This window comes from Psychrobacter sp. M4 (assembly GCF_055699795.1).
In genome coordinates this window covers 1,082,084-1,095,016 of the sequence record NZ_CM146740.1, presented here as the reverse complement: position 1 = coordinate 1,095,016, position 12,933 = coordinate 1,082,084, and the positions used below count along the sequence as shown (strand labels likewise).

Here is a 12,933-nt window from a genome sequence, read left to right as displayed (position 1 = left end):
TTAGCCGCCAATCATTGATAGATTAGCCATCATGCCGCTATTAGACTCGTGTAGATGATGATGCTCAGGCTTAATTGGCATAAAGCCATGCAGCTTTGCAACCAGCCCTTCAACATCATCATGACGTAGATGCTCACGAATATCGTAGTTGCCTTGATCAAATAGGCACAGATGTACTTTACCCTGCGAGCTTACGCGCAGACGGTTACAGCTCTCACAAAAGTGCGCAGCATAAGGGGCAATCATACCAATACGGCCTAGATAATCTGGATGGCTATACTCTACAGCCGGCCCATCGCTACTACCGCGCTCGTGCGGCTGCCAACCATGCTCTAATAAATAGTCAATAATAGTATCGGACTGCGCATGCTGAGCAAAGAACAGATCGCTGTTATCACTGGTCTGCATAAATTCGATAAAACGATAAGTAACAGGCCGATCTTTTACATAGTCAATAGCATTGAGCAGATTTTCAAACGCGGTTTCTGCCATCAAAATACTATTTATTTTAAGCTTAATATCAGTAGTTTCTAGCAATGTATCCATATCAGCCATAAGCTGCGGCAACATGTTAAAACCTGTCATCTTATGAAAGGTAGCGGCATCAAAGCTATCCATACTGATATTGATTTGATTCAGACCCGCGGCATTCCAGTTGGCCAGATGTTTGCCAAGCTTGTAGCCATTACTGGTCATGGCAACGGTTTCGATACCTGGTGTCTGTTTAATGGTCTGCATGATATCGACTACATCACGGCGGATAGAGGGTTCGCCGCCCGTAATTCTAACTTTCTTAGTACCTACTTGTGCAAAAGCACGAATTAAAGTGTCAATCTCAGTTACTGTCAGCTCGCCCTCAGGCGGTTTACCTTGATAGCCATTGGGCAGACAATACTCACAGCGAAAATTACAAAAATCAGTAATAGACAGACGCAAATACGTCAGACGCCGTGCAAAACTATCAGTCAGTAGTTGAGAGGAAGGAGTAGATAAATCAGTAGGCGAAGCTACTACAGAAGGTGTTTGACCATCAAAAATAGCAGGTGCAGCGACAGGCGAATACATCTGAGTACTCCCTGCAATGGAGTTGTGATGTGTCATAGGTTGTTACCATTAGTATTGAATAAGTGGTGTGCTTTAGGCGTTGCCTCAGGTTGTGAATAAGGATTTATAATAAATAACTATTTTCATATTACTTTTATATCATTATAACGCTACGGTGAGCAAAGTCTACTCACCATAAAGTCAATCAACTACTACTTTAGTCGTACTTAGACGCCATAAGACAATGTCAGCTAACCTGCCCGTTAGATAACATAATATTGCAAATTATGGTCACTTACTATGGTTGATAAGTAAGCATCATTAATAAATACTATTATCAATAAACAAAATACTAATTACTAAAGTTATGACCAAGGAAAAGGTTGCACTTGTACGCTCTCGCCTGCTGATACGTTGCCGGAGTCTTGCGCTAAAACGATCAAACAATTGGCATAACTGAGCTGCTTGATTCGGTGCGAATCTTGGGTTGAGAAAGTTTTGACCTGAAAATCGCTATGAGCATCTTGCGATAATACGCCGCGTTGAAAATCTTTGCGTCCTACTGATTTTTTAATATCATCTGTAAGGGTCGCCCATACGCTAAGCGTCATGGGCAAATCATCTTCGCTTACGCCTGACAAACGCCATAGCGCAGGGATAACAAATTGCAAAGTACCTACGACAGTAGATAAAGGATTACCCGGTAGGCCAAAGTACAACACAGGCTTGTCAATATTTTTATTTAATTCGCCAAAAACAAACGGTTTACCCGGCTTCATCGCCACTTTGTAGTGATTTATTTGTCCTAATTGCTCAATGACGGTGGTCAAAAAGTCGTAATCGCCAACCGACACGCCTGCGGTAGATATTAGTACATCACACTCTTGCATGGCTGCCGCGACCGCGTTAGCTGTTTTGTCTAAATGATCGGGGATAATGCCATAATCACGCACCTCGACTGGCAAATCAGACAGCAAGCTTTTGAGCGTTGGCGTATTGGAGTTATAAATTTGTGCCAAGCTATCAAGCGGTTCTCCTATGGCGACCAGCTCGTCTCCTGTGGCTAAAACCCCGACCACGAGCGGCCGATAAACCTCGACTTTATCGAAACCTAAATTGGCAATCAGACTGATATCAGCAGGATTTAGACGCTTGCCAGCTTTTAAGACGATTTCACCTGCTGTGACTTCCTCGCCTTGTTTGCGGATGTTGCGATCAGGTGTGGCTTCTTGGCCAAGCGTAATAGCATAAGACTGCGACTTATCGATACTGTCTTTTATGGCCGCAAAGTTGGTGTTTTCTTGCATGACCACCGTATCACAATCTGCTGGCACTACAGCGCCAGTAAAGATACGCACGCCCTGCTCGCTGTTTAGATTACCAGAAAATGGACTACCCGCTTGTGACTCGCCGACAATCTCGATGGCCGTATCTTTAGTAAGCGTACTGCCTTTGGCGATAGCATAGCCATCCATAGCTGAGATGTTTTGTCTGGGGATCGCAAATGGCGATGCTATGTCTTGCGCCAATATATAGTTTTGACTGCTTAACAGATCACGGCTTTGCGTAGCTCTTTTCGCCAAAGCATAATCGTTTTGATTATAACTACTGACGCGCTGGATGATGGCTTGCTGAAGCTGCTCGACACTAATCATTATATTTATACTCACTTATATACTGGGGCTAAAAGTCATACTAAATCATAAAGACACAGTCTAGCGTTAATTTCTAGTAAAGCTGTTATAAGCAACATGAGTATAAACAAAAACTAACGTAGGCTATACCGCTACTATTAATTATCATTACTCAGTGACAGTAGCTAATCCTTCTCTATCTGCTAAGACGAACTGCTCTGCCAGCGCCGTTAACGCCGGATAAAGATCGCTTATCACTCTGATCTTTTGACAACGAGCGTTGAATTGGGGTAGCCAAGTCAGTAGCGCTTCATCCAAAAAGTCTAACTGTTCTTGAGCACTACTTGTCATATCCAGCTGTTGTTCAATACTACTATCAATCCACAAGCTCATGACCCGAAAGTAAACACTAATATGATCATCAGGCTCGCGAAATTCAGTATTTAAGCTGAGCTGCTGGCTGGCCAAAAACTTACGCATCTGCACTGTCGGTTCACCATAAAGATGTTTGTCTTCACTTAAATAGTAAGAAGCATAAGGCGGAGCGCTATCGTCCCCACTGAGCAAAAAAACTTGCGCAAAGTCGGCAGCAAGCTCGAGCGCCTGCTCTTTTTTTGGCAACTTCTCAAGATTTGCTAAAGCTGTTTTGACCCGAATACTATATGGCTCAAGATCTAAACTAACAAAAGCGTTATGAATACTGTCATAAATTCTCTGGTCTTGCCAGTATTCTAAAGTGGTAGGCGTCAGTTCACGAGCAAAGATATCAGCAAACCAACGATAAAGCGCCGAGCGTGCTGTGTTGGCAGCTTGCCATTCCTCAGCGCTATCCGTTTGTTGGGTATTTATAGGGGTATCTATAGTCATGTTATATCTACTTTTAGAAGGTGAATAAAGCGATACCTCTATAAATCATAGCTGTCATTAATAGTAACATTAATAGCAATTACAACTTATAAAGGTATCTTAGCGTTTAATTAAGGATATCTAAAAGCTATCCGCTAAATAAAGACTTACATGCTGCCTCTTCTCTCAGGGCTACCATCCGGATTGACATAAGTGGGTCCACCAAAAGCGGTGACAGCTGGCGCTTTGCCAACGAATTTTTCTATCTCAACGATACAGGTATTAGCACTGGGTGCTTGTGCCAAACTTGAGGTACCGATATCTAAAGATACGGTATTGGGGTCACCATAAGTATCTAGCGCTCCAATCTCAGGCCCCGTTGGCCCGTACCACGCGCCTTCTTGAATACGAATAATACCCGGCGGAAAATTATCTGATATAATCGCGCCGGCAAGTAGCTGACCTCTGTCGTTAAAGACGCGTACCAGGTCACCGTCCTTGATACCGCGAGCTTCGGCATCTTCAGGCCCAATATAGCAAGGTTCGCGCCCTTGTACGGCATAGCTGGCGCGCCGCGATTCAGATTCGCAAGTTTGTGAATGCAAACGCGTATCAGGATGCACAGATTGTAGCCATAGCGGATATTTATCGGAGCCGGGGCCACCGTGTGAGCGCTCAGCCTTCTCCATCCAAATAGGATGGCTCTTACAATCATCATAACCGTAGCTGCCGATCGTACGACTACTAATTTCAATAAAGCCAGATGGCGTACCCAAAGCATTGACCTCAGGGTCTTCACGGAAGTCAGCATGACGCACCCAGTTTTCACCTTCTGGGAAGAGCACATAACCTTTTTCCCAAAATTCAGCGAATGGTGGCATGTAAAAATCTTTTTTCAGATTATCAGCACGGCAATCCTCGTAGATTTGTTCCACCCACTGCATCTCATTCATCTGCCGACTGTACTCCCAATCACGGGTCATGCGCTTAGCAAACTCACGCCAGATATCAAAGTCTGATCTTGAGTGATAAAGGGGCTCAACCAACTTATGCATAGCGATGACGCCGCGGTTACTATATGATCCATAAGCATCAAGGTCATTGCGCTCATAAGGAGTACACGCCGGTAATACAATATCGGCAAAGCGGCAAGTAGCCGTCCAGTTATAATCAACCGCCACTACCGTCTCCACGTTAAAGTAAGCCTCTTTCATACGGTTACGATCTTGATGGCGATGCCATTGGTTACAGCCTGAGAAAATACCCATCTTATAAGGTGGCAACGTGACTTCTTGACCATTAAAGTTAATCTTTTTGCCAGGCTCAAGTAAGCAGTCTACTGCGCGCGCCACAGGAATAACTGAACTGTAGCCGTTGTAATCATTGTTGTCGTACTTGGGCTTACGTCCAGTATCTAAATTCAGCGGGAAAGCACCCGGCATTGAAGCACCAGAGGCCGGCACGCCAACAGAGCTATAATGGTGCGAGTAGCTGATACCGCCGCCAGGCAGACCAATTTGACCAAGCATAGTCGCGAGAATTGCGCCCATCCAGTAGGGCTGCTCGCCGTGCTGCTGACGCTGAATGGCCCAGCCAAAGATAAGCTGAGTACGATTGCTCGCCATCAAACGGGCAAACTCACGAATACGCTCCGGCGCAACCCCGCAGATGGGCGCAGCCCATTCAGGCGTCTTCTCGACCATATCTTCGGTTTTACCCATCAAATACGGGGTAAATTCATCGAGACCTAGCGCATACATATCGATAAATTCTTTATCGTAGAGATTTTCAGTATAAAGCGTATGAGCAATTGCCAGCATAAAGGCTACGTCAGTCATCGGATTGACATACTGCTGCTCACACTCCAAATAATTCTGAGTTTTGCTCTTGACCGGATCGACAGAGATGACACGAATCTCTTTATTTCTAACCTTATCACGCAGTAGTTCTAAGTACTCATAAGCTTCATGAGTCTCGGTGTTCCAGCCGACCTGCAAGTTTTTGACCGGATCAGAGGACCAAAAAATAACTACTTTTGAATTATCAAGAATAACCGGCCATGAGGTACCTTGTGAGTAGACCTCGGTCGAGCCTAGTATGTAAGGCATAATAACTTGCCCAGCTCCGGTGGAGTAGTCCCCTGCCGTGCCCACGCTATTGCCATGCATAGCCATCGCCCGTAGCATATGGTTACCACAGCTATGAATATTACCCACCGAACGCCAACCCACGTTTGCGGTGTGCAATGCCCATGGCCCGTGATTTCTTTGGATACGTTCAAGCTCTTCATAGAGAGTGTCCAGCGCCTCATCCCAACCGACACGTACAAAACGATTATCGCCGCGCTGCGTGGTATCGCTTTTTTCACGGTTTTTATACCAGTCAAGACGAATCATGGGATAACGTACCCTTGATGGGTTATAGATAACCCCTGGCACCCCTTTTAGAATATCAGTCGGATACTGATCAAATTCAAAAGGCGTAATCGCAATGAGTCTATCCGCCTCAACCTTAGCGCGAAAGGCACCCCAGTGTGCGCCGGATACTTTCCAGCCACTGATATTGACTTTGTCATTTGTGCCAGTAGTAACGATACTATTATCAGCCAGTAGCGGCAGTGGCAATAGGGCGGTACCAGATAAGGCGGCTAGGGATTTTAAAAACCCTCTTCTATTCATGTGTTTCATAATCTTTCTCCAACAGCGATAAGGCGCTGACAATGTTTGGCTTATATCTCAACTAGCTTACAACACCTGGTCTAGCATCTTGGATAGTCTCCTCAATTGGAGTATTTTCTGAGCTTTCACCAAAATCTGATGAATTCAGTTGTAGATACTTAAGAACCAGAGCGCCTGTATCACTATCTAAATTGGTGAACCCTACCATGCCGCTCCATAGTCCCGGCCACTGGTTGGCATCGTGTCCACTAGGGTTTGGCTGGCGATGACAAGTACTACAGTTATCCGCGTAGGTTTGGCTGGCGATATCCCACGCAGGCTCAATACTCTCCATCAAACCGCCGTCAGCCACCCAAAGCTTAGTACTTACTTTTTGCCATTCAAGACCAGTTAGCGGATCTTCTCTAGATTCAGTTACCGTCACTAAATTTTCATCACGGGCCAGCTCTTTATTGATAGTTACATCAGGGATATTAAGACCAAAGTAGGTGTACCAAACGCGGCCAAAGCCTTTGTTTTTGCGCCACATATCAAGCTCAATCTGCGTCATATCACCCTCATGAGCCAAAACCTTGACCGGGGTAGCAATCTCTATAACTCCAGCTTCCTCTTTTTTATCTGCCGTTAGATATAGCGCTTGCGGTACGACATTGTAGTAGGTCTCGCCCTCTGTAATTTTGGTGCTGCTAGCCTCTGATAAAAGTGAGTCAAACGCTGGGTTATGCATACCCTCGGTGTTAGGCAACTCATGCGCAATCCCCTTATGACAATCAACGCAGCTGGCATCACGCTCAGCGGCGCTACGCATGATCATCTGCGAGGTGACACGCATTTTGCTGAAATCCATGCTGTCGTAGTCATGACAAGAGCGACATTCTTTTGAATTATTAGCCTTGAAGCGGCCCCACTCGCGCTGCGCCAGTACGATACGATGGTTTACAAACTTCTCTCTAGTACCGATATCGCCGGTTATTTGCGACAATACCTCGCGTGACGCTTGCATCTTACGCGCCATTTTATCTGTAAAGTCATGCGGCACATGACAATCAGAGCAATAAGCTCGGACTCCAGTCCGGTTTTTAAAGTGCACGGTTTTTTTAAGCTCAGGCAACAAGTTATCTTCCATGGTGTGACAAGACACACAAAACTCTTCGGTATTGGTAGCTTGCATGCCGGCGTTGAATCCGGCCCAGAACCAAACACCGCCGGCAAAACCAATGATCAATAACAGACCAAAGCCAATCTTTGCAGAAGGTTGTAATAAAAGACGACGCAGCCAGCTAAAAAGACGTTTAATGGCGTTCATAACGGTTCCTTACCGATTCTCATCATAGTACGGGCAATTTTTTGGTAAATAATTGATACAAATACTCTCTATCTATAAATATTACATTTATAGATATGGTGTCTAAATATAGTGAAAGTAAAACTATTCTATGTAGAATAATGAGCGCGAATTTTATAGATAGCGTGTTCGTTTATATGCAATACGCTACTAAGTGGGTGGTCCCCAATAGAATATTTGAGCGAACCAGATAATAAAACCGTAAGCACAAACAAATAAGAGAGCTATAAATGGTAGCGCAAGAAAAGACATTACAAATGCAGTGAGCCATTCATGCCGAACGGGTGGTTGTGGTAATTGTTTCTTATGTTGCATGGCGCACCTCTTCTTTAGTAATAATTATAGTAGCGATGTCTTGTAGTAAGCGGTATACAACTTTAGGAGTATATAAATAGTGGATGATAACTTAGTAGTAAAAATAAAAACCTTACCTTTACTAAGGATAATATTTTCATACCTTAATTTATATTCATTGAGTAAGAAATTTTATAAACGCTATTGAAAAAATTCCTTAATTATTATTTATTTAGTCAGATTTTCTCAACGTCATTGCTAAATATAATTTAATTCCTTACTTTTATTAAGGATAACATAATAATCTAGAACTTTGAAGAGATGGATAGTCTTGTTTACTAATATTAATAAAGCGTCTGTCAAAGCCTGTAACTAACAAAGCAGATCAGACCTTGAGGTTTTGGACTAAATTATGCAGCTTCTTGTACCGCTAATTTCAGTTTTAAAAAATGTTGATTCAGACTTTTTGAGCTAAAGCTTCTCCCATTTTTGTTGCTGAAAATTGTCTTAGTATCAATAATAACTCCACTTATCCCATCGACTTTAGCGTTGTTTATTGCTACAGTTATTTTTCTTTGCCAGTCAATGGTAATGGTTAATGCCAGCACTTCATGGACTTAAAATTGTTTTAAATTTGACTTACTTTTTCTACTACCGTTTTAGTACTTATTGATTTTCGAGACCTTTATGATGTTAAAAAAGCAGTACGCTACCCTTCTACCTCTGTTATTTATAGCAGGTTGTGTCAGCCAACAGTCTATTCAAAAGCCCGTACAGCAACCTAATAAACCGCAGCCCCAAGGCAATACTCAGGTTACGCAGACCCAAACCATTAAGGTTAAACCTGCACCAGTCGTCGTTGAACAAAAAACAGTCGTAACACCTAAACCAAGCTATCGAAGCTTTGCCGACTGGAAATCAGACTTCTCCATGCGCGCCATCTCTGCTGGTAATAATCCTGCAGATGTTCAGCGTTTACTTGGCTCCGCCTACTTAAATGAACAAGCCATCTCCCTTGATTCAGGTCAGCCTGAGTTTTCTAAGATGCCTTGGGATTATGCAGACTCAGCTGCCTCGAGCGCGCGCATCGCCAATGGTAAGCGTAAGCTCTCAGAGCAACGCTCGTATTTATCGCGTTTGGAGTCACAATATGGCGTTAATGCCGAGATTATTACTGCGATTTGGGGAATGGAGTCATCTTATGGCGCTGTTACTGGCAGTAGCTATTTACCAAGCTCGCTGTCAAGTTTAGCCTATGACGGTCGCCGTCAAGAGTTTGCTGAGACCCAGCTATTATCATTGCTACAACTTTTACAACGCGGAGATATTTACTGGTCACCACTAGAGGGCTCTTGGGCAGGCGGTATGGGCGAGACGCAGTTTATTCCAGCTACTTGGGTAAAACATGGCGTCGACGGGGATGGCGATGGTCATCGCAATCCGTGGTCAACAGCTGATGCTTTAGCTTCAGCTGCTAACTATCTAAGTAATTCAGGCTGGGTGCGTGGTCTACAGCCTTTCTACGAAGTTACCCTGCCTGCCTCTTTTGATTACTCAGTAGTAAATAGCAAGCAGCCAGCGTATAGATGGGCTGAGCTTGGCGTTGATACCATCGATGATGTCAGTTTGGATGCCAATACGCAAATGGAGCTGTGGTTACCTGCTGGCAAAGATGGTCCAGCCTTACTGCTCAGCCCTAACTTTGATGTTATAAAAGTTTATAACAACTCGTCAAATTATGCGCTAGGCGTCAGTTTACTTAGTAAGGCAATCGCAGGACAAAGCGGTCTGCGTAAATCATGGCCGCGCTATGAGCGTCCACTATCAACTTCACAAGTGACTCGCTTGCAACAGCGCTTGACCAGTGCAGGTTATGATACCAAAGGCGCTGATGGTATTATTGGTACCAATACTCGTAAAGCATTCCAGCGCTGGCAGGGTGATAACGGACAGACGCCTGATGGCTTTATTAGTCAAAGTAGCGCGTCGTCACTAACTACTTGGTGAAGTTACCTTTTCTATATTTTATCGATTGTATATATCAGTATCTGACGACTCAAACTAACAGAGAGTAGCGACACTTATTGTTCGCTACTCTCTGTTAGTTTGAGTCGTAATGTTGTGAATGCTGATGTAAGTACTTAGATTTAGAGTATTTCGTCTATCTTGAATCAATCAGCTATCCATCATAAGTTCATGATCGAATTATGCTTGGTTGAATACTCTTGTAGAAGTGAATGGTGACAAAGAATAGGCTTAGTTAGCTTAGAGCGATAATAAATGTGAGTGATTAAGAAGCAAGCTACGAGAGTGTATAAGTCAAATCATAGTTTGCATGTATTAAGGGATTATGGTGCAGCGTAGAATAGCTATCTTTTATTCACTTAACCCTTAACCTTACAATGCGTTAGTGCTTAGTACGTTAATACTTACAGCCCTGCGTCTTCTTGCGTAAGTGGCGCTATTTTAATAGGTACAGCGTACAACCACGTAGCACCCATTGTACAAATAAAATGACCGTCCTTAAAAGAGACAATACGAGCCGTAAAATCGTTGTTTTCATGATCTGTCATAGCCTGATCATCGCTATCATCATCTACTGCGCACCATATGTTTGTATCACCACGCGCAAGCATGGCTCGAGTTAAATCACTACCGGTTAATTTGTTGTTCATTTTGGGTTCCTTGTCCACTTATTGTATTAAATCTTTAAGCTATTGATCATGCAGGCCGTCAACTCTTTAATAAGTTTCTATATACATTTGTTTATATATCATAACTGTATCAATCTATAGCTGCTCCGTACTTATCCAAGCTTTATACTGATCACCTACTGACTGTAATCCATTGTACTTAAAGCATACTTAAGTACAATGCCATGTGTTTATCAGAGATGATTTCTGTATGAATTGTCGTTAATTTAACAAACTAATGTATTCTTTACTACTACTTATCGCTTGGATGTCATGAATGGTATAAATCTTCTCTTGAATGGTAAAAGATATAAGAACAGCATCAATTATTGCCTCAAATGTAACCTATGAAACATAATGAATGGTAGGGTATTGAGAAGGAAAGTATTGACTTATAACGTCTGAAATGTATTATTTTTATCGTCCACAAAACCTAGTAAATTTACTTTAAAAATGTTATAAACTACAAAACTGAATAATTACTGTGAATATATATGACTTATTCGTTAGACTTTCGTAGACAGGTTTTAAAAAGCTTAAATAATGGGATGACCTATGCTCAAGCAGCGGCTTTTTATAACCTTAGTCCTACAACCATTCAGAAGTGGAAAAAGAATATCCACAATAAGGCCACTAGAAAAACTAAGCTACCTAAGTTAACTGATGCCGCTTTACTGCAAGATATTGAAAGTTATCCAAATAGTTATCATTATGAGCGGGCAAAAAGATTGGGTTGTAGCGCATCGGGAGTATGCTTGGCGATGAAACGTCTTGGTATAAAGCAGAAAAAATCTAAAAACCTTTACAAGTAGAACCAGTAAGATATATTTATGTAGCAGGTTTTTATGCTAATGATTACTTTATAGCGATTCGTATAATCTTTTTATTATAAGAACTATAATTATCTATAACTTTTTTATTTTGAAGCTATTAAATAAAGTCATCAAAGTAAGTCTATCTATTTGAGCTACATAATATATAAATTAATATTAATTTTTTAATGAATATACTGTCTATAAATAACTTTTAAGAATACCTCATAATTTGTAATACCTTCTAAAATAAAGACTCCTAAAAACTATAAAGCGTTAGGTAAAATGACACCTATGACAGATTCTGTAATGTCTGCTCCTCGTAAAATTATTCATCTTGATATGGATGCATTTTATGCCAGTGTTGAACAGCGTGATTTTCCACAGTATCGCGGCAAACCTTTAGTTGTTGGCGGTGATCCAAGCGGTCGCGGTGTGGTGGCGGCTGCCAGTTATGAGGTGCGAAAATTTGGTGTACGTTCAGCAATGTCTTGCTACGAGGCGCGCAGACGTTGTCCAGAGGTGATATTTGTGTTGCCTCGGTTTGAGGTATACCGTGCTGTCAGTGCTCAAATACGCAGTATTATGCTTAGTCTGACCGCACAAGTTGAGCCTTTATCGCTTGATGAGGCTTATCTTGATGTCACAGGACTCAAAGTCCATAGAGGTTCAGCGACATTAATGGCCAATTGGTTACGAGCGCAAATACTAGAACAAACTGGATTGACAGCGTCAGCAGGCGTCTCATTTAATAAAATGCTGGCAAAGATCGCCTCCGATCTAAATAAGCCTAATGGCACCGCGATTATTACACCAAACGAGGCAGAGGCGTTTATTAGCACTTTAGCTATAGAGCGTTTCCACGGGATCGGTAAAGCCACCGCCAAACGCTTACACGCCATGGGTATAAAAACCGGCGCTGACCTACGCGCGGTACCTGCAGCACAGCTGGTTAACGAATTTGGTAAGCGTGGTCAGTTTTATCATGACATCGCTCATGGCCGTGATGAACGACCAGTCAAAGCCAAGCGACAACATAAGTCAGTGGGTTCAGAGACTACTTTTAGAGACAACCTAAATAATGATGAAGCGTTACGGCTACAAATTTATGAGCAAAATGCCGATGCTTTTAGGCAAATGCACAATAAAAACTTAGTGGCTTATACGGTTACTCTTAAAATTAAATATGCCGACTTTACACAAATCACGCGCTCACATACGTTAGCTACTGCTTTTGATTGTGCCCAATCTGCCCATTATTGGCTAGATAAGCTATTTACGGATATACCGCGAACTCTTCCTATCAGACTGGTAGGGGTTACCTACTCCTCTTTGGCACCCGCAACTCAGCTGCTACCGCAATTAAACTTATTTGATTAGGGTGCGTTGATCGCTTGTTGAGTGCCTTTAGTCACTATGAATTTGCCATCTTATTAGCAAGTTTCTGCTAAACTGACGCCAAATTTTTACCTACTAAATGGCCTATTATGACTGACTCTAAATTCAATATTCCTAGTGCCGATAGCGATAGCACCAATATTACCAACATTACCAACATTACCAACATTACCAACATTACCAACATTA

At 42.6% G+C, this 12,933-nt stretch carries 10 protein-coding genes; 3 read left to right on the top strand and 7 right to left on the bottom strand.

All coding sequences use genetic code 11. The annotated features are described in order from the left end of the window. From moaA to ACR63N_RS04640, 6 genes are all read right to left on the bottom strand, one after another. On the bottom strand, positions 1-1,101 hold the full coding sequence (gene moaA, locus ACR63N_RS04665; protein ID WP_472782518.1) for a GTP 3',8-cyclase MoaA: 1,101 nt from the start codon (positions 1,099-1,101) through the stop codon (positions 1-3). A gap of 308 nt (positions 1,102-1,409) precedes the next feature. Beyond that, positions 1,410-2,699 carry a molybdopterin molybdotransferase MoeA gene (locus ACR63N_RS04660; RefSeq protein ID WP_472782710.1) on the bottom strand — a complete coding sequence of 430 codons (1,290 nt, stop codon included), beginning with the start codon at positions 2,697-2,699 and terminating at the stop codon, positions 1,410-1,412. 147 nt (positions 2,700-2,846) lie between these two features. After that, entirely contained in the window at positions 2,847-3,545 is a 699-nt protein-coding gene (gene torD, locus ACR63N_RS04655; protein WP_472782517.1) for a molecular chaperone TorD, read from the bottom strand. Between the two features lie 146 nt (positions 3,546-3,691). Beyond that, entirely contained in the window at positions 3,692-6,211 is a 2,520-nt protein-coding gene (torA, locus tag ACR63N_RS04650) for a trimethylamine-N-oxide reductase TorA (RefSeq protein ID WP_472782516.1), read from the bottom strand. 52 nt (positions 6,212-6,263) lie between these two features. Then, positions 6,264-7,508: a pentaheme c-type cytochrome TorC gene (gene torC, locus ACR63N_RS04645; protein ID WP_367103610.1), complete on the bottom strand. Its 1,245-nt coding sequence runs from the start codon at positions 7,506-7,508 to the stop codon at positions 6,264-6,266. A 189-nt stretch (positions 7,509-7,697) separates the two neighbouring features. After that, a complete protein-coding gene (locus ACR63N_RS04640; protein WP_472782709.1) occupies positions 7,698-7,799 on the bottom strand; it encodes a hypothetical protein in 102 nt (33 codons plus the stop codon). A gap of 729 nt (positions 7,800-8,528) precedes the next feature. Here ACR63N_RS04640 and ACR63N_RS04635 point away from each other — a divergent pair. After that, a complete protein-coding gene (locus ACR63N_RS04635) occupies positions 8,529-9,848 on the top strand; it encodes a lytic murein transglycosylase (RefSeq protein WP_367103613.1) in 1,320 nt (439 codons plus the stop codon). Between the two features lie 422 nt (positions 9,849-10,270). Here ACR63N_RS04635 and ACR63N_RS04630 read toward each other — a convergent pair whose 3' ends face one another. Then, entirely contained in the window at positions 10,271-10,516 is a 246-nt protein-coding gene (locus ACR63N_RS04630; RefSeq protein WP_367106178.1) for a hypothetical protein, read from the bottom strand. A 512-nt stretch (positions 10,517-11,028) separates the two neighbouring features. On the opposite strand from ACR63N_RS04630, the gene ACR63N_RS04625 reads away from it, so the two are divergent. Continuing rightward, positions 11,029-11,346, top strand: a complete 318-nt coding sequence (locus tag ACR63N_RS04625) for an IS630 transposase-related protein (RefSeq protein ID WP_367106179.1) — start codon at positions 11,029-11,031, stop codon at positions 11,344-11,346. A 294-nt stretch (positions 11,347-11,640) separates the two neighbouring features. Next, positions 11,641-12,726 carry a DNA polymerase IV gene (dinB, locus tag ACR63N_RS04620; protein ID WP_367106180.1) on the top strand — a complete coding sequence of 362 codons (1,086 nt, stop codon included), beginning with the start codon at positions 11,641-11,643 and terminating at the stop codon, positions 12,724-12,726. Positions 12,727-12,933 lie beyond the last annotated feature (207 nt).

Excerpts from the sequence above, each read along its gene's own strand:
- moaA (WP_472782518.1), bottom strand. The coding sequence starts at position 1,101 with ATGACACATCACAACTCCATTGCAGGGAGTACTCAGATGTATTCGCCT.
- ACR63N_RS04660 (WP_472782710.1), bottom strand. The coding sequence starts at position 2,699 with ATGATTAGTGTCGAGCAGCTTCAGCAAGCCATCATCCAGCGCGTCAGT.
- torD (WP_472782517.1), bottom strand. The coding sequence starts at position 3,545 with ATGACTATAGATACCCCTATAAATACCCAACAAACGGATAGCGCTGAG.
- torA (WP_472782516.1), bottom strand. The coding sequence starts at position 6,211 with ATGAAACACATGAATAGAAGAGGGTTTTTAAAATCCCTAGCCGCCTTA.
- torC (WP_367103610.1), bottom strand. The coding sequence starts at position 7,508 with ATGAACGCCATTAAACGTCTTTTTAGCTGGCTGCGTCGTCTTTTATTA.
- ACR63N_RS04640 (WP_472782709.1), bottom strand. The coding sequence starts at position 7,799 with ATGTCTTTTCTTGCGCTACCATTTATAGCTCTCTTATTTGTTTGTGCT.
- ACR63N_RS04635 (WP_367103613.1), top strand. The coding sequence starts at position 8,529 with ATGATGTTAAAAAAGCAGTACGCTACCCTTCTACCTCTGTTATTTATA.
- ACR63N_RS04630 (WP_367106178.1), bottom strand. The coding sequence starts at position 10,516 with ATGAACAACAAATTAACCGGTAGTGATTTAACTCGAGCCATGCTTGCG.
- ACR63N_RS04625 (WP_367106179.1), top strand. The coding sequence starts at position 11,029 with ATGACTTATTCGTTAGACTTTCGTAGACAGGTTTTAAAAAGCTTAAAT.
- dinB (WP_367106180.1), top strand. The coding sequence starts at position 11,641 with ATGACAGATTCTGTAATGTCTGCTCCTCGTAAAATTATTCATCTTGAT.